Below are 21,941 nucleotides of genomic sequence, written 5' to 3' on the forward strand. Positions count from 1 at the left end.
GGGCTGTTTCCGATGTGCGACTCCGTCGCGTGGGCGCGACAAGCCCCCACGGACCCGCACCCCGAACACAACCGATCCGCCCCGAACCTACCGCCGCAAAGACCGCCCGAACCCCGCCGCCAACGGCATCCTCAACCCCAGCGGCGGCGGAGCCACCAACGCGTCCTGCACGGGCCGGGAGAACCCCCGCCCGAACAGCACCCCCATCACGAAGTCCTCCGCCAGCGCGTGCACTTCCTGCCGGTACTGACGCAACCCGTGTCCGTCCGCGTGCACTTCGAACCGGCAGATGTCCCGGTTCGCCTTCTTCGCCCGCGCCGCGAACCGGAACGACAGTTCGGGATCGGTCCGCGCGTCGTTCGTGCCGTGCACGATCAGCACCCGCCGTCCCGTCAGCTGCCGTACCGGTTCCGGCGGTGCCGCCACATCTTCCTCGGGCAGCCAAGGTGCCAGCGCCAGTACGGAGTTGACGGCCTCGTGGTCCGCCGCGCGCAGCGCCGCCCGGCCGCCCATGTCGACGCCGGCGAGGCACACGGAGACGTCGCCGTACCGCCGTACTATCTCGTCGACGGCCCAGCGCGCGTCGTGCGCGAGCTGCGCCTCGCTGCCGTTCCAGCCGCGGTAGCGGTAGTGGACGACGTGCACGGCCAGTCCGTCTGCACGGCCCGCGCGGGCGAGCCGGCGGCCCAGCGCTCTTACGGAGGCGGCCGCCAGGAGGGGCGACGGTCTGCGGGTCGATACCTCGTCACCGCCGGGCAGCAGCAGGACCGCGCCGCTGACCGACGTCGGCTCCGGACCCAGTGCTCTCCCGAGCCGGGCCTGACGGACCGGCGTCACTTGGTGTGCCATGACAGAACAGTGTCAGAAGCACCGGGGTACGCGACCTGTCCTCGCGGTCACCATTACGTATCGGCGGAAACGTACAGGCGAAGAAAGGGAAAAAGAAAGAGAAAGAGGACAGGTGTTCTACGCGCGTAGGAGTTAGAGTGCGGAAATGACGAGCCAGAGCGCCTCCGCCGCGAGCACCCCGATTCCCGGTCCCACCCCGGACCAGATTCGCCGCGCCCCCAAGGTCCTGCTGCACGACCATCTCGACGGCGGCCTGCGTCCCGGCACGATCGTCGACCTCGCGCGTGACACGGGGTACACCCAACTCCCGCAGACCGACCCGGACAAGCTCGGCGCCTGGTTCCGTGACGCCGCCGACTCCGGTTCGCTGGAACGGTACTTGGAGACCTTCGCCCACACCTGCGCCGTCATGCAGACCCGCGACGCCCTCGTCCGGGTCGCCGCCGAGTGCGCCGAGGACCTCGCCGAGGACGGTGTCGTCTACGCCGAGGTGCGGTACGCGCCCGAGCAGCACCTGCAGGCCGGGCTCACCCTCGAAGAGGTCGTCGAGGCCGTCAACGAGGGCTTCCGGGAAGGTGAGCGGCGGGCCAGGGAGAACGGTCACCGCATCCGGATCGGCGCCCTGCTCACCGCGATGCGGCACGCCGCCCGTTCCCTGGAGATCGCCGAACTGGCGAACCGCTACCGCGATCTGGGCGTCGTCGGCTTCGACATCGCCGGTGCCGAGGCCGGCTTCCCGCCCACCCGGCACCTCGACGCCTTCGAGTACCTGAAGCGCGAGAACAACCACTTCACCATCCACGCCGGTGAGGCCTTCGGGCTCCCCTCGATCTGGCAGGCCCTCCAGTGGTGCGGCGCCGACCGGCTCGGGCACGGCGTGCGCATCATCGACGACATCCAGGTCCAGGCCGACGGCTCGGTGAAACTCGGCCGTCTCGCCTCCTACGTACGGGACAAGCGCATCCCCCTGGAGCTGTGCCCCAGCTCCAACCTGCAGACCGGCGCCGCCGCCTCCTACGCCGATCACCCCATCGGGCTGCTGCGCAGGCTGCACTTCCGTGCGACGGTGAACACCGACAACCGGCTGATGTCGGGCACCTCGATGAGCAGGGAATTCGAGCACCTTGTCGAAGCGTTCGATTATTCGCTCGATGACATGCAATGGTTCTCGGTCAATGCTATGAAGTCAGCATTCATTCCTTTCGATGAACGACTGGCGATGATCAATGACGTCATCAAGCCCGGATATGCCGAGCTGAAATCCGAATGGCTGTTCCGGCAAACCGCCTCCACCAGCGGTTCTGTCGAGTCGTAGGGCTGATCCGGGGAGCCGGGAAGCGGTCGGGTCGGTGCGACCCGGCCGCTTTTCGATGTTTGCGGCAGGCGGCTTCCCGTGTTTACGGTCGTGGACCGCTCACATCCCCGTCTCGCATTCAAGGACGCATTCACTATGAAGCAGTCTGCTGCCAAGACCCTCGGTGTCGCCGCTCTCGGTGCCGCCTTCGCCGCGGCGGGTGCGGGTGCCGCCAACGCCGCCCCGGCCCTCCCCGCCCTCCCGGACTCCGCCGCGCTGAGCTCCGTGACCCAGACGCTGCCCGTGGAGAGCGCGTCGAAGGCGCTGCCGGGTGCCGCCGAGGCCGTGGCCCAGGGACAGGGCGCACTCGGCGCGGGCGTGGCCGCCGCGCAGCCCGCCGTCACGAAGCTGCTCTCCGAGGGCCCGACTGCGCCGGTCTCCGGCCTGCTCGGCGGCCTCCCGCTGCAGGGCCTGCCCACCCACGGCCTCCCGGTGAACGGCATTCCGCTCGGCTGACCCACCTCTCGCACGCGCCGATGGGGCGCACCCCTTCATCAGGGGTGCGCCCCATCGGCATGCGGGCGGGCCGTCCGCGACCGGCTACCAGGCGGCGCCGGCCTTCGCCGCGTGCTGCTCGGAGGGCAGCAGCACCCACAGAGCTATGTAGAGCACGAACTGCGGGCCGGGCAGCAGACAGGAGAGCACGAAGATCACGCGCATCGTCGTCGTGGAGATGCCGAAGCGCCGTGCCAGCGCGGCACACACTCCGCCGATCATGCGGCCGTTGGTGGGGCGGGCAAGGGCGGTCATGGCGTCTCCTCGGTGAGTACGGTGCTGCTGCGACCGGCTTGTTCGGCCGCCTCATCTGTACTCAACGTTACGGACGCACAACGGGCGAAGCATCGCTCTACGGGGCGATCCCGACCCTGGGAATCGTCGGGGTCCTACCCTGAGTCGCGTCCTCCGTACGGATGGCCGCCCGGCGCCTGCGGTCGCTCCTGCGGCGGAGCCAGGACCGTACGGCGGGCACCACGGCGACATGCGCGAGGCCCACGCCCACCGTGTTCAGGAGCAGCGAGTCGACGTCCACGACCTGACCGGGCACGCCGGTCTGCAACAGCTCGATGCCGAGCGAGATCATGGCACCCGCCATGACCGTACGGACGAGCGAGGCGAACGGCGAGACATCGAGCCGTCCGCCCGCCATCGGCAGCAGCACCCCCAGCGGAGCCAGCAGCGCGAGCCCCTGCGTGATGCGCCGGGCGGCCTCCAGCGGGCCGAGGGTCAGATCGGCTCGTATGCCCGCGAAGGGCTGCAGGTTGGGTGGCAGTTGCCACGGGACGTCGAGCGGACGCAGCGTGATCCAGGCGACGAGCGCGAGATGGGCGACGAGGAGGACACCTCCCGCCGCACGGATGCGTTTCGCGGCACTTTCGCCGTCCGAGCCAAGACGCTGCACGCCCCCCAAGACGCGGCCATCGGCACGATCGGTTCCGGGTTGCCCCCGTACAGGCGAGTGAGGCATGTGCCACACAGGAGCCCGCCCGCCCCTCCCCGGCATGTCCACCGGGCCTGTACGGGGCGCTCAGCCGCCGTCCACCCCCGACGACGGCGGCACCTGCGCCCCGGGCCGGGAACGGACCTCGGGCGTGCACGCGTACCGGCGCGGCGGGCCGGCGCCCGGGCCGCCCAGGACGACGGAGCCGTCCCCCTCGGCGGCGGCGGAGTCGGAGAACGTGCAGACGATCTGGGCGAGGGCGTACGACGCGAGGTCCGCCGGAGGCGTGCTCAGCCGCAGGGTGTCCTCTGGGTCCTTCGGGCCCGGGCCGCTCACGCTCATCCCGCCGCGCACGTCCGTCGTGTAACCGGCCTCGGTCTCGCTCGCCCGCGGTGTCCTGGCCAGCTCGTCCAGCAGCCCCTGGGCCACCAGGACGCGCCGCTCCGCCTCCCCCGTACCGTCCGGAACGCGCACCGCGCGGTCGACGGTCACCAGCTGGGAGGAGCACAGCAGGAACACCTGGACCGGGACGCCCGCGGACGTCTGCGGGGCGCCGCCCGACGCCGAGGGGCCGGAGACGTCGGAGAGGGAGCACGGGACGCGGGAGGGCGCCGGACCGAAGTCCGTCGGGACCTCGGTGGCACGGATCCCACACCCGGCGAGCAGCACCGCGAGCAGCGGCACGGCCAGCCATGGCCGCACGCCACGCGCACGCCCGGCGCCACGTGTGTCAGGTATGCCGTGTACGTCTTCCGTGCCTCGCACCGGCCGCACGTTCCGTAGCCTCCGTACGTTCGTCACGCGCTCTCCCCGTCGACGTTCGCGCCGTTCGGCTCGGCCGGGGTCTCCGTCAGGGCCGACGGGTCCCTGGGCAGCCGCAGGGTGAACACCGCGCCGCCCTTCGGGGAGTTCGCGGCGGTGATCTCGCCGCCGTGGATGTGGGCGTTCTCCAGGGCGATGGACAGGCCCAGGCCGCTGCCCTCGGACCGGGGGCGGGACGCGCTCGCCTTGTAGAAGCGGTCGAAGACGTGCGGCAGCACGTCCTCGGGGATGCCCGGACCGTGGTCCTGCACCTCGATCAGCAGGTCGGCACCGGCACCGTTGTCGGACACGCGCACCGACACCCGTACCGGCGAGCCGCCGTGCTTGAGGGCGTTGCCGATGAGGTTGGCCAGGATGACGTCCAGGCGGCGCGGGTCGAGCAGGGACATGATGCCGCGCTCGGCGTCCAGTTCGACGGCGTCCAGCCAGGCGCGGGCGTCGATGCAGGCCGTGATCTGGTCAGCGATGTCGACGTTGTCCAGGACCAGCCGGGCGGTGCCCGCGTCGAAGCGGGTGACCTCCATCAGGTTCTCCACCAGGGAGTTGAGCCGCCGGGTCTCGCTGACCACCAGCTTCACCGCCGGTTCGATCATCGGGTCGATGCTGCCGGTCTCCGCGTCGAGCTCCTCCTCCAGGATCTCCGTGACGGCGGTGATCGCGGTGAGCGGAGTACGCAGCTCGTGGGACATGTCCGCCACGAACCGCCGCGAGGCCTCGTCACGGGCGCTCATGTCGGCCACCCGTGTCTCCAGCGCCTCCGCCGTGTGGTTGAACGTCCGGGCGAGGTCAGCCAGTTCGTCCGTGCCCGACACCCGCAACCGGGTGTCCAGCTTCCCCTCGCCGAGCCGCCGGGCCGCGATACCGAGACGCTGCACCGGCTTCAGTACGGTCGTGGCGGCGGCCTGCGCGAGCAGCGCCGAGCCGATCAGCGCGAGGCCGGTGGCGATGCCCAGCGACCAGGCGAGCGAGTTGAGGTCCTTCTCCTCGGGCTCCAGCGACTTCAGCATGTAGCCGGCCGGACCGCCGCCGATCACCTTCGTGCCCGCGACCAGGTACGGCTTGTCGCCGTCGATGATCCGCTGCCAGTACAGGTGGTACGGGGACTTGTTGTTCGCGGTGATCGACTGCTGCCTGCCGACCGCCGTACGCAGCGACTTGGGCACGTCGGCCAGCGAGAAGGTGTCCAGCGCCCCGGAGTTGCCGACGACCGTCCGACCGCTCCCGTCCTCGGCGACCAGCAGCACACTGAACCGCTGACTGCTGGCGGCCATCTGGCCCGCCGTGTGCTGGAGTTCGTCCTGCGTGGGACTCTCCGGGAGCACACCGGCGCGGTTCTGCATCTCCTGCTGGAAGTCGCGCAGCACCGCGTCCTGCGTACGCGTGAGCACGGCCTCGCGGTTGAGCCAGTACGCGATCCCGGACGCCGACACGGCCGCCGTCAGCGCGACCAGACCGAAGACCACGACCAGCCGCAGCCGCAGGCTGGTGAAGCGCAGCCCGGAAAGTATCGTCCTGCGCGCCGCGGCCCAGCCACGGAGCTTGTCCTGCGGTTTCGTCACTGAGGCGAGTCCAGCCGGTAGCCGACCCCGCGGACGGTACGGATCAACGTCGGCGACGACGGCACGTCCTCGACCTTGGCGCGCAGCCGCTGGACACACGCGTCCACCAGCCGTGAGTCGCCCAGGTAGTCGTGCTCCCACACCAGACGCAGCAACTGCTGCCGGGACAGCGCCTGACCGGGCCGCCGGCTCAGCTCGAGGAGCAGCCGCAGCTCGGTGGGCGTCAGCTGCAGGTCCTCGCCGTTCTTCGTCACCGTCATCGCCGAGCGGTCGATGACCAGCGAACCGTAGGTCGCCGAGTCGTTGGACTCCCGCTCCCCGCGCCGCAGCACGGCCCGGATCCGGGCGTCGAGCACCCGGCCCTGCACGGGTTTGACGACGTAGTCGTCGGCGCCGGACTCCAGCCCGACGACCACGTCGATGTCGTCGCTGCGCGCGGTGAGCAGAATGATGGGCAACTGGTCCGTGCGCCGGATGCGCCGGCACACCTCGAACCCGTCGATACCGGGCAGCATCACATCCAGGACGATCAGATCCGGCCGCTGCTCACGCAACAGCTTCAGACCGTCCTCACCGGTGGCAGCGGTGGCAACCCGATGTCCCTGGCGCGTCAAAGACAGCTCCAGGGCCGTACGGATGGCGTCGTCGTCCTCGATCAGCAACAGGGAAGGCACGGATGCATTCTGGCCCATGGCCGGGCCGGGCTGCGACTGTCAGGGGCTTGTCGGGCGATTTCGGGGTGTCGGCGGCCCTTTACCGCGCCACTCTGTGACCTTCCTGTGTTGTTCGCCGCGCTGTTCCCGGGAAGAGCCCCTGTTGCACGCCTGTGACAGTCGGCGGACACCCTCATGAAGTGGCTTGGGCAAGCTTCTCGGCACAGGCAAGGAAGCACAGGAACCGAGCCGAACACCGGGAAGTCCACGACGGGGGGCGCGAGATGAGCACGCTGCACAGCACAAGCGCGAACGCAGTGATCACGCGTCTGCACGACGTCACCCGGACCACTGAGAAGTCCGGTGCCGTGAACGGGCGGGGGTGCGTTCGCGGCACCGGGCGTCAGCACACCACGTACATGTCGGTGGTTGACGCGCACACAGGGGGAAGCACCAGCGGTACCACGAGGGTTACGGGGGCCGCGTACAGGGAGTCCACGGGGGAGCGTCATTCGCTGTCGGAGGCGGAGTTCACCGCCTACGTCCAGGAGCGCCGCGCCTCCCTGTACGCAACCGCCTACCACCTCACCGGTGACCGCTTCGAGGCCGAGGACCTGCTCCAGAGCGCCCTGTTCTCGACGTACCGGGCCTGGGACCGGATCAGCGACAAGGCGGCGGTCGGGGGCTACCTGCGCCGCACCATGACGAATCTGCACATCAGCGCGTGGCGTCGCCGCAAGCTGAACGAGTACCCGACCGAGGAGCTGCCGGAGACGGCAGGCGACACGGACGCGATGCGCGGCACGGAGCTGCGCGCGGTCCTGTGGCAGGCGCTGGCCCGGCTCCCCGAACTCCAGCGGACGATGCTGGTCCTTCGTTACTACGAGGGCCGCACGGACCCGGAGATCGCGGAGATCCTCGACATCAGTGTCGGCACGGTGAAGTCCAGCATCTGGCGGTCGCTCCGCCGGATGCGTGAGGACGAGGTCCTCAGCTTCGGCCGTGACGAGGAGGAATCCTTCGGGGAGCTTGTGGCCTGAGGGTGTGGGGGAAACACCGCTCAACGGGGGAGCGGTGAACGGGGGAAAGTACGGGGGAGTACGGGGAAGCACCACCAGGGGGGGGAACCACCGGGGCCGGGGGGCCTCGGGGGTGGCACCACACGGGGGAAGCACAAAAAGAGCGGGGCTGGAGGGCCGGGGGGTCCATCCAGTCCCGTTCTTCGTGTGTGTGCGGGTGTACGGGGGTGGTGCGGGGGTCAGGCTGCCGTGCTCGGCTGCACACGGCGCCCAGCCGCCGCGTCGGCCAGTCTGCCCATCGCCTCGTCCCGGTCGCACGCGTGGGCGCCCAGGGCCGACTGGCGGGCCACGATGGAACGCTCGGCGCGCATCAGCCGCCAGCCGCGGCGCAGCAGGAACGGCACCGACTTGCGGCCCTCGCGCAGATCCCGCAGGAAACGCCGGCGGAACGTCCGAGCCGGCCCCCGGCTCAGGCAGAGCGCGTCCGCGAGGACGCCCTCCTCCCGGCAGCGCGCGACGATCTCGGCGGCGAAGATGCCCTCCGCGATGAACAACGGGGTCCGGCCGATCTCGACGCGCTCCTCACCCGTGCGGGCGCTGCGCGAGATGTCGTACACGGGGACGTTCGTACGGCCCGTGCGGCACAGCTCGGTGATCGCGGTGACCGCCGTGTCCGCGTCCCACGACTCCGGGTGGTCCCAGTCGATGTCGGTGCTTCCCAGGACCAGCGGCAGCGTCGGGTCGACGCCCTCCTTGTAGAAGTCGTCGAGCCGCAGGACCGGGAGGCCGGAACGGGCCGCGAGGAGGGACTTGCCGGAGCCGGAAGGGCCGCAGAGCAGCACGACTCGCGTGGGTATGGGCGGGTGGGAGGTCACGAGACACCAGTGTGAGGCATCGGGCACCCCCCTGCCGACCCCGCGGGTCGGCTTTGAAAGGTGCGTCACACCTCAACTACCCTTCGTGTCGACCTGATTACCCAGTGCACCAGAAGGCGGCCACCAGTCATGGCACGACACACGTCCATCCAGAACCAGACCGCCCAGCGCGCCCTGATCGCCCTCGCGGCCACCGGCGCGGCCCTGGGGGCCGGTGCCGCGACGGCCTCCGCCGCCGAGGGTGGCCCCGCGGTGGACGTCATCCGTATGAACCCCGCCACCTCGCTGGGTCAGCTCGACGCGCAGAACGGCCTGGCGGCGCTCACCGGCACGGTCGGCTATGTCACGGGCCCGGTCGCCGGCCTCAAGCCCAACCCGCTCGCCGGTACGGGTGTCGACCCGCTCGACAACGGCGTGGGCACCCAGCTCGCCGACTTCCAGCCGGTTGCTTCGCAGATGCTGACCGGGCCTGTCGCGCAGGCGCAGTCGATCGGGCGCATTCCGGTGGTGGGGGAGGCGTTGGGGGTCTTGGGCGGTTGAGATGCGGGGCAGGGGCGGGGAGCTGCTGACCGATGCCGTGTGCGAGTGCGTCGTGGCTGGTCGCGCAGTTCCCCGCGCCCCTACCAGGCGGCCTGCGGCCGGCCTAGTAGGAGGAACCTCCCGCGCCCAGCGAACCTGTCGGGTGCCAGACCGTCTTCGTTTCCAGGAAGGCGGTCATGCGTTCGGTGCCCGGGGTGGCGAACCACTGGGCGTTGTCCACAGTCTGTGGACGCAGGACGCGCTTGAGGTTGTCTGCCGCCGCGATCTCCAGCTCCTTGGCCAGGATCTCGTCCGCGCCCGCCAGGTCGATCGCGTTGACGTCCTGGTGCGCGGCCAGGGACGGGGTGATCTCCGCCGTACGGCCCGAGAGGATGTTGACGACTCCGCCGGGCACGTCCGAGGTGGCCAGGACCTCGCCGAGGGAGAGTGCCGGGAGCGGTGACTTCTCGCTGGCGATCACGATCGCCGTGTTGCCGGTGGCGATCACCGGGGCGAGCACCGACACCAGGCCCAGGAACGACGACTCCTGCGGGGCGAGGACCACGACCACGCCGGTCGGCTCGGGGGAGGAGAGGTTGAAGTAGGGGCCGGCCACCGGGTTTCCGCCGCCCACCACCTGGGCGATCTTGTCGGTCCAGCCCGCGTACCAGACCCAGCGGTCGATCGCCGCGTCCACCTGGGCGGTGGCCTTCGGCTTCGACAGACCCTCCGCCTCCGCGACCTCCCGGACGAACTGCTCCCGGCGGCCCTCCAGCATCTCGGCGACGCGGTAGAGGATCTGACCCCGGTTGTACGCCGTGGCCCCGGCCCAGCCGCCGAACGCCTTGCGCGCGGCGACGACCGCGTCACGGGCGTCCTTGCGGGAGGAAAGGGGCGCGTTCGCCAGCCAGTTGCCCTTCGCGTCGCTCACCTCGTACACCCGGCCGCTCTCGGAACGCGGGAACTTCCCGCCCACGTACAGCTTGTAGGTCTTGAAGACACTCAGACGCTCATAGGTGCGCTCAGACATCGAGGTACGCCTCCAGGCCGTGGCGACCGCCCTCGCGGCCGAAGCCCGACTCCTTGTAGCCGCCGAACGGCGACGTGGGGTCGAACTTGTTGAACGTGTTGGACCAGATGACACCGGCGCGCAGCTTGCCGGCCACGGCGAGGATCCGCGAACCCTTCTCCGTCCAGATGCCCGCCGACAGGCCGTACTGGGTGTTGTTGGCCTTGGCGACGGCCTCGTCCGGGGTGCGGAAGCTGAGGACCGACAGCACCGGGCCGAAGATCTCGTCGCGGGCGATGGTGTGCGCCTGGGTGACGTTCGTGAAGAGCGTCGGGGCGAACCAGTAGCCGGAGGACGGGAGTTCGCAGGCCGGGGACCAGCGCTCGGCGCCCTCCGCCTCGCCCGCCGCGACGAGCGAGGTGATCCGGGAGAGCTGCTCGGCGGAGTTGATCGCGCCGATGTCCGTGTTCTTGTCCAGCGGGTCGCCGAGGCGCAGCGTGGACAGGCGGCGCTTGAGCGAGTCGAGCAACTCGTCCTGGATCGACTCCTGTACGAGGAGCCGGGAGCCCGCGCAGCAGACCTGGCCCTGGTTGAAGAAGATGCCGGTGACGATGCCCTCGACGGCCTGGTCGATCGGCGCGTCGTCGAAGACGATGTTGGCGCCCTTGCCGCCCAGTTCCAGGGTGACCTTCTTGCGGGTGCCCGCGATGGTCCGCGCGATCTCCTTGCCGACGGCCGTCGACCCGGTGAACGCGACCTTGTTGACGTCCGGGTGCGCGACGAGCGCGGCGCCCGTGTCGCCGTAGCCGGGAAGGATGTTGACGACGCCCTTGGGCAGGCCCGCCTGGCGGCAGATGTCCGCGAAGAAGAGGGCGGAGAGGGGAGTCGTCTCGGCTGGCTTCAGGACGACCGTGTTGCCGGTCGCGAGGGCCGGGGCGATCTTCCAGGCCAGCATCAGGAGCGGGAAGTTCCAGGGGATGACCTGGCCCGCGACGCCCAGCGGGCGCGGGTTCGCGCCGTAGCCCGCGTGGTCGAGCTTGTCGGCCCAGCCCGCGTAGTAGAAGAAGTGGGCCGCGACCAGGGGGAGGTCCGTGTCGCGCGTCTCCTTGATCGGCTTGCCGTTGTCCAGGGTCTCCAGGACGGCCAGCTCGCGGGAGCGCTCCTGGATGATCCGGGCGATACGGAAGAGGTACTTGGCGCGCTCGGAGCCCGGGAGCGCCGACCACTTCTCGAAGGCCTTGCGGGCGGCCTTCACGGCACGCTCGACGTCCGCCTCGCCCGCCTGGGCGACCTCGGAGAGGACCTCCTCGGTGGAGGGGGAGACCGTCTTGAAGACCCTGCCGTCGGCGGCTTCGACGAACTCGCCGTCGATGAACAGGCCGTAGGAAGGGGCGATGTCGACGACCGAGCGGGACTCGGGCGCCGGCGCGTACTCGAACGCGGAGGTGAGTGCGGATACGGGTGCGGATGCCATGGGGATCAGTCCACCGTCACGTAGTCGGGGCCGGAGTAGCGGCCGGTGGCCAGCTTCTGACGCTGCATCAGCAGGTCGTTCAGGAGCGAGGAGGCGCCGAAGCGGAACCAGTGGTTGTCGAGCCAGTCCTCGCCCGCCGTCTCGTTGACCAGGACCAGGAACTTCAGCGCGTCCTTGGTGGTGCGGATGCCGCCGGCCGGCTTCACGCCCACCTGGATGCCGGTCTGGGCGCGGAAGTCCCGTACGGCCTCCAGCATCAGGAGGGTGTTCGCGGGCGTCGCGTTCACGGCGACCTTGCCCGTCGACGTCTTGATGAAGTCCGCCCCGGCGATCATGCCGAGCCAGGAGGCGCGCCGGATGTTGTCGTACGTCGACAGCTCGCCCGTCTCGAAGATGACCTTGAGTCGGGCCGACGCCCCGCAGGCCTCCTTCACGGCGACGATCTCCTCGTACACCTTCAGGTAGTTGCCCGCGAGGAACGCGCCGCGGTCGATGACCATGTCGATCTCGTCCGCACCGGCGGCGACGGCGTCACGCACGTCGGCCAGTTTCACGCCGAGGGCGGCGCGGCCGGCGGGGAAGCTGGTGGCGACGGAGGCGACCTTCACGGTGGACCCCGCGACGGCCTCCTTCGCGACGGCCACCATGTCGGGGTAGACACAGACCGCGGCCGTGGCGGGCGCCGTGCGGTCGGTCGGGTCGGGGCGGACCGCCTTGGCGCCGAGCGACCGGACCTTGCCGGCGGTGTCCGCGCCTTCCAGCGTCGTCAGGTCGACCATCGAGATGGCGAGGTCGATGGCGTACGCCTTCGCGGTGGTCTTGATGGAACGCGTGCCGAGGGAGGCGGCGCGCGCCTCCAGGCCGACCGCGTCGACGCCGGGCAGCCCGTGGAGGTAGCGGCGCAGCGTGCTGTCGGACGTGGTCACGTCCTTGAGCGGGAGTGCGGTTGATGCAGTGGTGGGCATGGTCACAAGCCGAGCATATCTACGCGCGTAGCGGCTGTACAGCCCGGGAAATGAGTGGGGGCCGGTTTGATTCGCCCCCGCCGCCCCTACCCGTCCCGTCCCCAGGGGCTCCGCCCCTTCGACCCCGCTGGGGCTGCGCCCCAGACCCCCCTTCGGCCTGAACGGCCTCGTCCTCAAACGCCGGACGGGCTGGAAGGGCCTGGGTGCGACCGGCGGTGAGGGTTGTTCGGGGTGTCGGGCAGAATCGGGGGCATGACGACCCCGGACCACCCGTCGCCCGCGCAGGGCCCTACGCCACCCGTGTCTGCCGACCGGGTCTACCGGTCACCGTCCTCCCTCCTGGCCGGAGTGCTGCTGCTCGGGCTCGCGGGCTGGCTCGGCGGTGACGCGCTGTTCGCCGGCCATGGGCGGACGCCGTGGCTGGCGCTCGCCACGCTCCTGTTCGCCGTGCCGCTGGTGATCGCCTTCACCCTGCGGCCCGCCGTGCTCGCCAACGACCACCGGCTGCGCGTGCGCAACCCGTTCCGGGTCGTCGTGGTGCCCTGGGGGGAGGTCGCCGGTTTCCGGTCGGGCTTCTCCAACGAGGTCGTCCTCGAGTCCGGCACCAAGTACCAGCTGTGGGCCATCCCCGTCTCGCTGCGCGCCCGTAAGCGGGCCAACCGGGCCAAGATGCGCGAGGCCCGCGAGGCGGGCGGCGGTCGCGGACGGCCGTCCCTGGTGCCGCCCGGGCCCACCCGCGCCCAGAACGACCAGACCATGGACGACCTGGGCCAGCTCTGGGAGGCCCGGGAGAAGGCGCTGACCTCACAGGGTGAGGTCACCGTGAAATGGGCGTACGAGATCATGGCGCCCGCTGCCGCCGGTGCGGTTCTGCTGGCGATTCTGATCGCGGTCGGCTGAGCCGCGTGACCCTCCCCGACGAGTCGCTGCGGCTGCCCGCCACCTCCATACCCGACGGCTGCCAGGACTGGACGACCTCCCGCGCGGCCGACTGGTCGGCCGCGCTGCCGCCGCGCTGGACCCTCCTGCGGGTACGCCGGTCGGTCGCGGCCGGCCTCGCCACCCTGGTGCTGTGCGTGGGCGCCCTGGTGGCGATGGCCGGCGGTCTGTGGCCGTTCGTCGCCGCCGGGTTCGCGGTGTACGTGCTGTGGGTGCTCGCCCGGCCCGAGCTCGTGTGGGTCGGCGCGCCCCTTTTACTGCTCGCCCTCGCCGCCGAGGCCTCCTCGATGCCGTGGGCGCTGACCGGCTTCGGCGTGGTCGTCGTACTGGGCTCGTGGGCCGTCGTGGCCGTACGGCTGCGGGCGCGCGGTGAGCAGCTGGAACGGGCCGTGGCCGCTGCCGCGGGCGTCGCCGTGCCCGTGCCGGGCGCCGAGGCTCCTGTACGGCGTGGGCGGCTGCTGTTCGGCCTGGGGTCCGTCGTACTCGCGCTCGGCGTGCTGACCGGAAGCACCGCCGGCCTCTGGGGCTCGGCCGAGGACCAGGAGGGCGCCTGGGTCTTCACCGTCTTCCTGGCCGGCCTCGGGGCGACCGCGCTGACCTCGGGATGGCTCGGACGGCAACGGGCGAGCGCGCTGCGCGGGACTCCGGTGCCGGTGCTGCGCGTCCTCGTACGGGACGACGCACAGGGCAGCACGGAGGTGTACGCCGCCGACGATCCCGCCGCCGAGCGGCCCCTGTTCACCGTCGAACTCACCTCCTTCGACGAGGACGACGACGATGACGAGGACGTGGGGGAGGTGGAGGGGGAGTTCGGTGAGGACGCCGACGACGAGCTTCGGCGGGTGCTGCTGGGGCTTGACGACGACACCCTCGGGCCCGTCCGGGAAGCCGTTCTCTACGGCGCTCCCTTCGACGGCGCCGAGATCCTCGTCGTCAGCGCCGACGAGGATCCCGAGCAGCCGCCGCTGACGGAGTGGTCGGCGGGGCCGGTCCGGCCGCTGTCGCCGGACGCGGGTCGCAGGCGCGTCGCCCGGCACCGCGAACACGCCGCGGACAGCCTCCAACTGGAGCTGCAGGGACGGGAGTTGGCCGAGCAGCAGGCAGCCGTCGGTCAGGTGCGGCGATGGCGGGCGGGGTGGCTGGACTGGCTGGCCACCGTGTTCCTCGTGCAGTGGGGCGTATGGCTGGGCTGGGGCCTGTTCGACGAGCCCGGCCTCTCGACATGGAATCTGGCGCTCATCTCCCTGCTCGGCCTGTACGGGGCGGTCCGCGTCCCCATGAAGCTCGCCTGGCGCGTCACCGCCGACCGCTCCGGCGTCTGGGTCACCGGGCTGCGCGGCCCCCGCCACGTCCCCTGGGACGAGCTGCGGTTCGTACGGCGCCGGTCCCTGGAGCTGAAGATCGACTGGCAGGACGGCGACTGGGCGGTCTCCGCGCCCCGCTGGGGCCGGCTCCAACGGCGCCGGGGACTGACCCACCCGTACGACGCCCTGGCCGCCGAACTGACCGCCATGCGCCTCGACGCCGACCTGCGGCCGACCGGCGAGAGCGGCGCCGCCGAACGGGGCCGGCCGCTCTGGCCGCTGGCCGCGGTGCTGGTGGCGGTGTGGGCCGGTGTGTGGGTGGCGGCGTTGATGCCCACGGGCTGAGCGTGCGCTGACCGCGGGGAACCCGAGTGATGGGGGTGCCCCATCACTCGGGTTCGAGCGGGCTGGTGCGGGTGCGGCTCAGATTCCTGCCGCTGCGGAGAGGTCCCGCTTGATCGTCTCCAGCAGGTCCGTCGCCTTCGCCCGGGCCGCCGGGAGATCCGCGTGCGTGGGCACCGGGAGGACGACCTCCAGGTAGCACTTCAGTTTGGGCTCCGTACCGCTGGGGCGGACGATGACGCGGGCGCCGTCGAGCGTGTAGCGCAGGCCGTCCGTGGGCGGGAGGGTCTCGGTGCCCCGGGTGAGGTCCTCGGCCTTCGTGATCGGCAGGCCCGCGAGGTGGGTCGGGGGCCGCTCACGCAGCCGGCTCATGGCGTTCGCGATGACCGAGAGGTCCTCGACGCGGACCGAGAGCTGGTCCGTGGCGTGCAGGCCGTGGTCGACCGCGATGTCGTCGAGCAGGTCGAGGAGCGTACGGCCCTCGGCCTTCAGCTCGGAGGCGAGTTCCGTCATGACCAGCGCGGCCGTGATGCCGTCCTTGTCGCGCACGCCCTCGGGGTCCACGCAGTAGCCGAGGGCCTCCTCGTAGCCGTAGCGCAGGCCTTCGACGCGGGCGATCCACTTGAAGCCGGTGAGGGTCTCCTCGTAGGGCAGTCCCGCCTTCTCGGCGATCCGGCCCAGGAGGGACGAGGAGACGATCGACTCGGCGAACGTGCCCCGCGCCCCGTGCCGGACCAGCTGGGCGGCCAGGAGCGCGCCGACCTCGTCGCCGCGCAGCATGCGCCAGTCGGCGCCGGGCGTGCCGTCCGACACCGGTACGGCCACCGCGCAGCGGTCCGCGTCCGGGTCGTTCGCGATGATCAGGTCCGGGTTCGTCTCGCGGGCCTTCGCGAAGGCGAGGTCCATCGCGCCGGGCTCTTCCGGGTTGGGGAAGGCGACGGTCGGGAAGTCCGGGTCGGGGTCGGCCTGTTCGGCGACCAGCTCGGGGGCGGGGAAACCGGCCCGGGCGAAGGCCGCGAGGAGGGTCTCCCGGCCGACACCGTGCATCGCGGTGTAGACCGTACGGGCCGTACGGGGGGAGCCGGGGGTGAGGACGGCGTCCGTACGGGCCAGGTAGGCGTTCAGGACCGCATCGTCGAGGGTCTCCCAGCCGGATTCGGGGCGCGGTACGTCGTCCAGCGCGCGTACGGCGGCGATCTCCGCGGCGATCTCCGCGTCGGCGGGCGGGACGATCTGGGAGCCGTCGCCCAGGTACACCTTGTAGCCGTTGTCGCGGGGCGGGTTGTGGCTGGCGGTGACCTCCACGCCCGCGACGGCGCCGAGATGCCTTATGGCGAAGGCCAGTACGGGGGTGGGGAGGGGGCGGGGGAGGACCGCTGCGCGCAGCCCCGCGCCGGTCATCACGGCGGCGGTGTCCCGGGCGAAGTCCGCCGACTTGTGACGGGCGTCGTAGCCGATGACGACGAGGCCGTCCGTCTGGCCCTTGGCCTTGAGATACGCGGCGAGGCCGGCGGCGGCTCGGATGACGACCGAGCGGTTCATGCGCATGGGGCCGGCGCCGAGTTCGCCACGGAGGCCTGCGGTGCCGAACTGGAGGGTGCCGGTGAAGCGGGTGGTGAGTTCGGGGAGGTCGTGGGCGTCGATGAGCTTGGCGAGTTCCTCACGGGTTTCGGCGTCGGGGTCCTCGGCCAGCCACGCCTTGGCGCGTGCGATGAGTTCGTCGTCGTGCACGTCGGTGCCTCTCGTTGTGGTGGTGCGGCGGTGTGTGGGCGGGTGCGGGGCCATTGTTGTCGCCCCCGCCGCCCCTACCCGTCCCATCCTGTACCTGGGGGCTGCGCCCCCAGACCCCCCCTTCGGCCCTGAAGGGGCCTCGTCCTCAAACGCCGGACGGGCTGAAATGGTGCGGGGCCTGGGCTGGATGCATGCGGTGAACGGGTGGGTGGGTGGGAAAGCCGGCCTGGGGTGCATCGGCGTTGCCCTTGGACTTCGGGCGAGTGGGATGCCCCCTGGGCCTGGGCTACAGGCGGTCGAGGACCTGGGTCAGTAGGGCGCCCATTCGGGTCGCGCTGTCGCGGCCCGCCTGGAGGACCTCCTCGTGGTTCAGGGGCTCGCCCGTCATCCCCGCCGCGAGGTTCGTCACCAGCGAGATGCCCAGGATCTCGGCGCCGGCCTCCCGCGCCGCGATCGCCTCCAGCACCGTCGACATCCCGACCAGGTCCGCGCCGATGGTCCGCGCCATCCGGATCTCCGCCGGCGTCTCGTAGTGCGGGCCCGTGAACTGGGCGTACACGCCCTCCTCAAGGCTGGGGTCGATCTCCTTGCACAGGGCACGCAGCCGCGGCGAGTACAGGTCCGTCAGGTCGACGAAGTTCGCGCCGACGATCGGGGACGTCGCCGTGAGGTTGATGTGGTCGCTGATCAGGACCGGCTGGCCGGGGCGCATGTCGGCGCGCAGGCCGCCGCAGCCGTTGGTCAGGACGATGGTCTTGCAGCCGGCGGCCACGGCGGTACGGACACCGTGCGCCACGGACGCCACGCCACGGCCCTCGTAGTAGTGCGTGCGGCCCAGGAAGACCAGGGCGCGCTTGTCGCCGATCCGGTACGAGCGGATCTTGCCGCCGTGGCCCTCGACGGCCGGCGGCGGGAATCCGGGCAGCTCGGTGACCTGGAGCTCGGCCTCGGGGGTGCCCAGGGCGTCCACGGCCGGTGCCCAGCCCGAGCCCATCACGAGGGCGACGTCGTGGGTCTCGGCGCCCGTGAGCTCCCGCAGGCGCGCGGCGGCGGTGTCGGCGGCGGAGTAGGGGTCGCCCTGGATGTCGTCCGGAAGAAGAGATGCGTTCACGGCATGAGGGTATCCGCTTCGAGCCTACGCGCGTAGATGACGGAGGTTACGGGATGGCGATCGTTGTCTTGTCGTTTCCAACCAAAGGGTGGGCAGCTGGTGGCAAGCGGGCCCCCCGCTGGTCAGCAGGGGCGTTTTCTCAGTTCCATCACGTAGTCGTGCGGCGCCCCCGCCGACTCCGCCGCATCGGCGATCTCGCCCAGGTACCGTGCCGACGGCAGGCCGCCCTCGTATCCGTTGAGGACGTACGCCCATGCGGGTTCCTCGCCCTCCAGCGTGTCGACGCGCAGCCGCATCCGGCGGTAGATGTCGAGGCCGACACCCTCCCAACGGTCCAGCGAGTCCTCGTCGAGCGGGGCGATCTCGTACAGGGCGACGAAGACCTGGGAACGCGGTGCCTCGACGATGGTCGCGAGAGCGCCCTCCCAGCCCATGTGCTCGCCGGCGAACGTCAGCCGCCACCCGGTCAGCCAGCCGGTGGCGCGCAGCGGCGAGTGCGGGGCGCGGCGCGTCATGAGCCGCGCGTCGAGATTGCCGGCGTAGGCGGCGTAGAGCGACATGGCTCGAGAGTACGGCAGCGGACACGGCCGTCACTCCGGCAGCACACGCCCCTTTCGTACCCGCACAGACGTCCGGCTCTGGCCAGCGCTGAGCCCGCCCCGGACCCGTGCGGCGGCCCCCGGGCGTCGGCACCCCGGCGCGTACGGGACAATGGGGTATGTGACTCGGATCGTGATCATTGGTGGCGGACCCGGCGGCTACGAAGCGGCGCTGGTGGCAGCGCAGCTCGGCGCGGAGGTGACCGTCGTCGACTGCGACGGTCTGGGCGGGGCGTCGGTGCTCACCGACTGCGTACCGTCGAAGACCCTGATCGCGACGGCCGAGGTGATGACGACCTTCGACTCCTCGTACGAGGAGTTGGGGATCATCGTCGCGGATGACACCCCACCCGACAAGCAGGCCGCCCGCGTCGTCGGCGTCGACCTCGGCAAGGTCAACCGACGGGTGAAGCGCCTCGCCCTCGCCCAGTCGCACGACATCACCGCCTCCGTCACCCGGGCCGGCGCACGCGTCCTGCGCGGGCGTGGGCGGCTCGACGGCATGCAGGGCATGGACGGCTCCCGCAAGGTCGTCGTACGGGCTGTGGACGGCAGCGAGGAGACCCTCGTCGCCGACGCCGTGCTGATCGCCACCGGTGGCCACCCGCGTGAGCTGCCCGACGCGCAGCCCGACGGTGAGCGCATCCTCAACTGGACCCAGGTCTACGACCTCACCGAGCTGCCCGAGGAGCTCATCGTGGTCGGCTCCGGTGTCACCGGTGCCGAGTTCGCGGGCGCCTACCAGGCCCTCGGATCCAAGGTCACCCTCGTGTCGTCGCGCGACCGCGTGCTGCCCGGCGAGGACCCGGACGCCGCCGCCGTCCTCGAAGAGGTCTTCCGGCGCCGCGGTATGAACGTCATGGCCCGCTCCCGCGCCGAGTCCGCCAAGCGCGTCGGCGACCGGGTCGAGGTCACCCTCTCCGACGGGCGGGTCATCAGCGGCTCGCACTGCCTCATGGCCGTCGGCGCGATTCCCAACAGCGCCGGAATGGGCCTGGAGGAGGCCGGGGTCAAGCTGCGCGACTCCGGGCACATCTGGACCGACAAGGTGTCGCGGACGACCGCCCCCGGTGTGTACGCCGCCGGGGACGTGACCGGCGTCTTCGCCCTCGCGTCGGTCGCCGCCATGCAGGGCCGTATCGCCATGTACCACTTCCTCGGCGACGCGGTGGCCCCGCTGAACCTGAAGACCGTCTCGTCGAACGTGTTCACCGACCCCGAGATCGCCACCGTCGGCTACACCCAGGCCGATGTCGACGGCGGCAAGATCGACGCCGTCGTCGTCAAACTGCCGTTGCTGCGCAATCCGCGCGCGAAGATGCAGGGCATCCGCGACGGCTTCGTCAAGCTCATGTGCCGGCCGGGCACCGGGATTGTCGTGGGCGGATGCGTCGTGTCGCCGCGCGCCTCCGAACTCATCCACCCGATCTCGATCGCCGTCGACAACAATCTGACGGTCGAGCAGATCGCGAACGCGTTCACGGTCTATCCGTCTCTTTCGGGATCGATCGCCGAGGTCGCTCGGCAGCTTCACACGCGCAAGGCGTCGGGCGAGGCCTGACGGCCGGGAGACGACAAGGGCGGCAACTTCCCGCTGGTCACGGGGATTTGCTGCCCTTTCCTGCGGCATAAGCAGGGAAGATAGGCACGTATACCACTTCCCGTACCCGCTTGCGAACAACTTCTGTTATTCGGCGCATACTGCTGAAAGCAGACGGTCGTTGGGGTTACTGTCAGTTTCGTGTTCGCTGCAGAACGTCGTCAATTGATCCTCGAAATGGTGCGTGCCAATGGAGCCGTGTCGCTCCGTGAGCTCGCCCGCGTCGTCCAGACCTCCGAAGTGACCGTACGGCGGGACGTGCGCGCACTGGAGGCAGAAGGACTCCTCGACCGCCGGCATGGCGGTGCGGTATTGCCGGGCGGGTTCACGCGGGAGTCCGGCTTTCCGCAGAAATCTCATCTCGCGACCGCCGAGAAGACGGCCATCGCCGACCTCGCCGCGAGCTTCGTCGAAGAGGGCGAGGCCATCGTGGTCGGGGCGGGGACCACCACGCAGGAGCTGGCACGCCGGCTCGCGCGGGTCCCCGGGCTGACCGTCGTCACCAACTCCCTGTTGGTGGCCCAGGCGTTGGCCCACGCGAACAGAGTGGAGGTCGTGATGACCGGCGGCACTCTGCGCGGTTCCAACTACGCCCTGGTCGGCAGCGGTGCCGAGCAGTCCCTGCACGGGCTGCGGGTGTCCAAGGCCTTCCTCTCCGGAAGCGGGCTCACCGCCGAACGGGGGCTGTCCACCTCCAACATGCTGTCGGCGTCCGTCGACCGCGCGCTGGTGCAGGCCGCCGCCGAGGTCGTCGTGCTCGCCGATCACACCAAGCTCGGCTCGGACACCATGTTCCAGACCGTGCCCACGGATCTGATCACCCGCCTCGTCACCGACGAACCGCCCGTCCACGACGACCGTGCGGGTACGGAACTCCAGGCCCTGGCCGACCAGGGCGTGCAGATCGCCGTGGCCGGATCGTCGGGCTCGGGAAACGGCTCCCAGGGGACCGGGCCGCAGGGCGGTGAGCAGGTCCAGGCCCGCCAACAGCGCCGGGACGTGCCGCTTCCCAACCCGCGCCGGGGGCAGTTGCCCGGCGGCGCGGCGGGTCATCCGCTGCGCGGCACGATGCTGGGCGAGCAGTCCGGCGGACCCGGTGAGCGCGAGCGGGAACGGACCCGGGTGGCGGACCTCCGCCGCCGCTGACCCCGGTTACTGAGGCGGTGCTGCCTTCAGGCCCCGCAGTGTCAGGGTCAGGAGGCGGTCGGCCAGGTCCGGGTCGTCCGGGGTCGCCTCGGCCGCCAGTGCGATGGCGTTGGTGAGCTGGAGCAGGTCGCCGATGGCGACGTCGGTGCGCAGGGTGCCGGCCTGCTGGGCGCGGGTGAGCAGGGCCGCGCCCGCCGACCGCATCGGGCTGCTGCACCTGGCCAGGTCCGAGTCGGCGTCGTACGACACCGTCATGAGCGCCCGTGCCAGGCCGCGGTACTCACCGGCGTGCGTGACGATCTCGCGCAGCCAGGTGACCAGCGCGGCGCACGGCTCCGGGTCGGTCAGCAGTTCGCGGGAGCGGGCCAGCAGGTCGCTCACCGAGTCCTGGAAGACCGCGCTCATCAGGGCGTGCCGGTTGGGGAAGTGACGGTACAGCGTGCCGATGCCCACGCCGGCGCGCCGGGCCACGTCCTCCAGAGAGGTGTCCGTCCCGTGCTCGGCGAAGGCGGAGCGCGCCTCGGCGAGCAGCCGTTCGTAGTTGCGGCGGGCGTCCGAACGCATGGCGCGCGGCGCCACGGCGCCCCCGTCCTCCGCCGTCTCCTGCGAGGTCGCCTCCCGTGAGGCTGCCTC

Annotated in this window: 22 protein-coding genes and 1 pseudogene; 9 read left to right on the top strand and 14 right to left on the bottom strand. The window is 71.0% G+C overall.

The genetic code is table 11. The features are described from left to right. Positions 1 to 87: 87 nt before the first annotated feature. Positions 88 to 849 carry an alpha/beta hydrolase gene (locus OG241_RS36115; RefSeq protein WP_405821443.1) on the bottom strand — a complete coding sequence of 254 codons (762 nt, stop codon included), beginning with the start codon at positions 847 to 849 and terminating at the stop codon, positions 88 to 90. A 145-nt stretch (positions 850 to 994) separates the two neighbouring features. On the opposite strand from OG241_RS36115, the gene OG241_RS36120 reads away from it, so the two are divergent. Continuing rightward, a complete protein-coding gene (locus tag OG241_RS36120; RefSeq protein WP_405821444.1) occupies positions 995 to 2,164 on the top strand; it encodes an adenosine deaminase in 1,170 nt (389 codons plus the stop codon). Between the two features lie 135 nt (positions 2,165 to 2,299). Continuing rightward, on the top strand, positions 2,300 to 2,659 hold the full coding sequence (locus tag OG241_RS36125) for an ATP-binding protein (RefSeq protein WP_405821445.1): 360 nt from the start codon (positions 2,300 to 2,302) through the stop codon (positions 2,657 to 2,659). A gap of 84 nt (positions 2,660 to 2,743) precedes the next feature. On the opposite strand, the gene OG241_RS36130 is transcribed toward OG241_RS36125, so the two are convergent. The 5 genes from OG241_RS36130 to afsQ1 all read right to left on the bottom strand — a co-directional run bounded on the left by OG241_RS36130 (position 2,744) and on the right by afsQ1 (position 6,696). Then, positions 2,744 to 2,953, bottom strand: coding sequence for a PspC domain-containing protein (locus OG241_RS36130; protein WP_006383556.1), 210 nt, complete (start codon positions 2,951 to 2,953; stop codon positions 2,744 to 2,746). A 97-nt stretch (positions 2,954 to 3,050) separates the two neighbouring features. Continuing rightward, entirely contained in the window at positions 3,051 to 3,602 is a 552-nt protein-coding gene (locus OG241_RS36135) for a VanZ family protein (RefSeq protein WP_405821447.1), read from the bottom strand. Positions 3,603 to 3,728: 126 nt separating this feature from the next. Next, the gene (locus tag OG241_RS36140; protein WP_405826620.1) at positions 3,729 to 4,415 is read right to left on the bottom strand and encodes a hypothetical protein; all 687 of its coding nucleotides are present in this window, start codon (positions 4,413 to 4,415) and stop codon (positions 3,729 to 3,731) included. 23 nt (positions 4,416 to 4,438) lie between these two features. After that, a complete protein-coding gene (locus OG241_RS36145) occupies positions 4,439 to 6,022 on the bottom strand; it encodes an ATP-binding protein (protein WP_405821448.1) in 1,584 nt (527 codons plus the stop codon). Continuing rightward, entirely contained in the window at positions 6,019 to 6,696 is a 678-nt protein-coding gene (gene afsQ1 / locus OG241_RS36150) for a two-component system response regulator AfsQ1 (protein WP_006383553.1), read from the bottom strand. The genes OG241_RS36145 and afsQ1 overlap by 4 nt, the downstream gene beginning before the upstream one ends. A 263-nt stretch (positions 6,697 to 6,959) precedes the next feature. Between afsQ1 and OG241_RS36155 the strand changes: the two genes are divergently transcribed. Further along, positions 6,960 to 7,715 carry a SigE family RNA polymerase sigma factor gene (locus OG241_RS36155; protein ID WP_405821450.1) on the top strand — a complete coding sequence of 252 codons (756 nt, stop codon included), beginning with the start codon at positions 6,960 to 6,962 and terminating at the stop codon, positions 7,713 to 7,715. A 218-nt stretch (positions 7,716 to 7,933) separates the two neighbouring features. Here the strand turns inward: OG241_RS36155 and OG241_RS36160 are convergent, their stop codons facing one another. Then, positions 7,934 to 8,638 carry a uridine kinase gene (locus tag OG241_RS36160; protein WP_405821452.1) on the bottom strand — a complete coding sequence of 235 codons (705 nt, stop codon included), beginning with the start codon at positions 8,636 to 8,638 and terminating at the stop codon, positions 7,934 to 7,936. Between the two features lie 60 nt (positions 8,639 to 8,698). Here OG241_RS36160 and OG241_RS36165 point away from each other — a divergent pair, with 60 nt between their 5' ends. After that, positions 8,699 to 9,109, top strand: coding sequence for a hypothetical protein (locus tag OG241_RS36165; RefSeq protein WP_405821454.1), 411 nt, complete (start codon positions 8,699 to 8,701; stop codon positions 9,107 to 9,109). Between the two features lie 103 nt (positions 9,110 to 9,212). On the opposite strand, the gene OG241_RS36170 is transcribed toward OG241_RS36165, so the two are convergent. From OG241_RS36170 to deoC, 3 genes are read right to left on the bottom strand one after another with little or no spacing between them, the layout of a single operon-like run. Then, positions 9,213 to 10,118, bottom strand: coding sequence for an aldehyde dehydrogenase family protein (locus OG241_RS36170; protein WP_405821456.1), 906 nt, complete (start codon positions 10,116 to 10,118; stop codon positions 9,213 to 9,215). Further along, the gene (locus tag OG241_RS36175; protein WP_405821458.1) at positions 10,111 to 11,571 is read right to left on the bottom strand and encodes an aldehyde dehydrogenase family protein; all 1,461 of its coding nucleotides are present in this window, start codon (positions 11,569 to 11,571) and stop codon (positions 10,111 to 10,113) included. The genes OG241_RS36170 and OG241_RS36175 overlap by 8 nt, the downstream gene beginning before the upstream one ends. A gap of 5 nt (positions 11,572 to 11,576) precedes the next feature. Further along, complete coding sequence (gene deoC, locus OG241_RS36180) at positions 11,577 to 12,536, bottom strand: deoxyribose-phosphate aldolase (protein ID WP_405821460.1); 960 nt, start codon at positions 12,534 to 12,536, stop codon at positions 11,577 to 11,579. Positions 12,537 to 12,571: 35 nt separating this feature from the next. On the opposite strand from deoC, the pseudogene OG241_RS36185 reads away from it, so the two are divergent. The 3 genes and pseudogenes from OG241_RS36185 to OG241_RS36195 all read left to right on the top strand — a co-directional run. Further along, positions 12,572 to 12,728: pseudogene (locus tag OG241_RS36185) on the top strand (condensation protein); the annotation flags it as partial. 60 nt (positions 12,729 to 12,788) lie between these two features. Then, complete coding sequence (locus tag OG241_RS36190) at positions 12,789 to 13,436, top strand: PH domain-containing protein (protein WP_405821462.1); 648 nt, start codon at positions 12,789 to 12,791, stop codon at positions 13,434 to 13,436. Between the two features lie 5 nt (positions 13,437 to 13,441). Next, positions 13,442 to 15,124 carry a hypothetical protein gene (locus OG241_RS36195; protein WP_405821463.1) on the top strand — a complete coding sequence of 561 codons (1,683 nt, stop codon included), beginning with the start codon at positions 13,442 to 13,444 and terminating at the stop codon, positions 15,122 to 15,124. A gap of 78 nt (positions 15,125 to 15,202) precedes the next feature. Here the strand turns inward: OG241_RS36195 and OG241_RS36200 are convergent, their stop codons facing one another. From OG241_RS36200 to OG241_RS36210, 3 genes are all read right to left on the bottom strand, one after another. Further along, positions 15,203 to 16,906, bottom strand: coding sequence for a phospho-sugar mutase (locus tag OG241_RS36200; protein ID WP_405821465.1), 1,704 nt, complete (start codon positions 16,904 to 16,906; stop codon positions 15,203 to 15,205). Between the two features lie 232 nt (positions 16,907 to 17,138). Then, positions 17,139 to 17,963, bottom strand: coding sequence for a purine-nucleoside phosphorylase (locus tag OG241_RS36205; protein WP_006375920.1), 825 nt, complete (start codon positions 17,961 to 17,963; stop codon positions 17,139 to 17,141). Positions 17,964 to 18,085: 122 nt separating this feature from the next. Then, positions 18,086 to 18,523: a gamma-glutamylcyclotransferase gene (locus OG241_RS36210; RefSeq protein ID WP_006375921.1), complete on the bottom strand. Its 438-nt coding sequence runs from the start codon at positions 18,521 to 18,523 to the stop codon at positions 18,086 to 18,088. Here OG241_RS36210 and OG241_RS36215 point away from each other — a divergent pair. Both OG241_RS36215 and OG241_RS36220 read left to right on the top strand, forming a co-directional pair. Further along, positions 18,522 to 20,123: an NAD(P)H-quinone dehydrogenase gene (locus OG241_RS36215; RefSeq protein ID WP_405821467.1), complete on the top strand. Its 1,602-nt coding sequence runs from the start codon at positions 18,522 to 18,524 to the stop codon at positions 20,121 to 20,123. The genes OG241_RS36210 and OG241_RS36215 overlap by 2 nt on opposite strands. 180 nt (positions 20,124 to 20,303) lie before the next feature. Continuing rightward, on the top strand, positions 20,304 to 21,308 hold the full coding sequence (locus tag OG241_RS36220) for a DeoR/GlpR family DNA-binding transcription regulator (RefSeq protein ID WP_405821469.1): 1,005 nt from the start codon (positions 20,304 to 20,306) through the stop codon (positions 21,306 to 21,308). 6 nt (positions 21,309 to 21,314) lie between these two features. Here the strand turns inward: OG241_RS36220 and OG241_RS36225 are convergent, their stop codons facing one another. Then, positions 21,315 to 21,872 (bottom strand): TetR/AcrR family transcriptional regulator, encoded by a 558-nt coding sequence (locus OG241_RS36225; protein WP_405826622.1) that lies wholly within the window; start codon positions 21,870 to 21,872, stop codon positions 21,315 to 21,317. Between the last annotated feature and the right edge of the window lie 69 nt (positions 21,873 to 21,941).

Source organism: Streptomyces sp. NBC_01390, assembly GCF_045040105.1.
Lineage (GTDB): Bacteria > Actinomycetota > Actinomycetes > Streptomycetales > Streptomycetaceae > Streptomyces.

What these genes read in the sequence shown, in the direction of transcription:
- OG241_RS36215 (WP_405821467.1), top strand. Translation starts at nt 18,522, where the DNA reads ATGGCTCGAGAGTACGGCAGCGGACACGGCCGTCACTCCGGCAGCACA.
- OG241_RS36120 (WP_405821444.1), top strand. Translation starts at nt 995, where the DNA reads ATGACGAGCCAGAGCGCCTCCGCCGCGAGCACCCCGATTCCCGGTCCC.
- OG241_RS36175 (WP_405821458.1), bottom strand. Translation starts at nt 11,571, where the DNA reads ATGGCATCCGCACCCGTATCCGCACTCACCTCCGCGTTCGAGTACGCG.
- OG241_RS36190 (WP_405821462.1), top strand. Translation starts at nt 12,789, where the DNA reads ATGACGACCCCGGACCACCCGTCGCCCGCGCAGGGCCCTACGCCACCC.
- OG241_RS36165 (WP_405821454.1), top strand. Translation starts at nt 8,699, where the DNA reads ATGGCACGACACACGTCCATCCAGAACCAGACCGCCCAGCGCGCCCTG.
- deoC (WP_405821460.1), bottom strand. Translation starts at nt 12,536, where the DNA reads ATGCCCACCACTGCATCAACCGCACTCCCGCTCAAGGACGTGACCACG.
- OG241_RS36155 (WP_405821450.1), top strand. Translation starts at nt 6,960, where the DNA reads ATGAGCACGCTGCACAGCACAAGCGCGAACGCAGTGATCACGCGTCTG.
- OG241_RS36115 (WP_405821443.1), bottom strand. Translation starts at nt 849, where the DNA reads ATGGCACACCAAGTGACGCCGGTCCGTCAGGCCCGGCTCGGGAGAGCA.
- OG241_RS36170 (WP_405821456.1), bottom strand. Translation starts at nt 10,118, where the DNA reads ATGTCTGAGCGCACCTATGAGCGTCTGAGTGTCTTCAAGACCTACAAG.
- OG241_RS36130 (WP_006383556.1), bottom strand. Translation starts at nt 2,953, where the DNA reads ATGACCGCCCTTGCCCGCCCCACCAACGGCCGCATGATCGGCGGAGTG.
- OG241_RS36225 (WP_405826622.1), bottom strand. Translation starts at nt 21,872, where the DNA reads ATGCGTTCGGACGCCCGCCGCAACTACGAACGGCTGCTCGCCGAGGCG.
- OG241_RS36200 (WP_405821465.1), bottom strand. Translation starts at nt 16,906, where the DNA reads ATGGCCCCGCACCCGCCCACACACCGCCGCACCACCACAACGAGAGGC.
- OG241_RS36210 (WP_006375921.1), bottom strand. Translation starts at nt 18,523, where the DNA reads ATGTCGCTCTACGCCGCCTACGCCGGCAATCTCGACGCGCGGCTCATG.
- OG241_RS36125 (WP_405821445.1), top strand. Translation starts at nt 2,300, where the DNA reads ATGAAGCAGTCTGCTGCCAAGACCCTCGGTGTCGCCGCTCTCGGTGCC.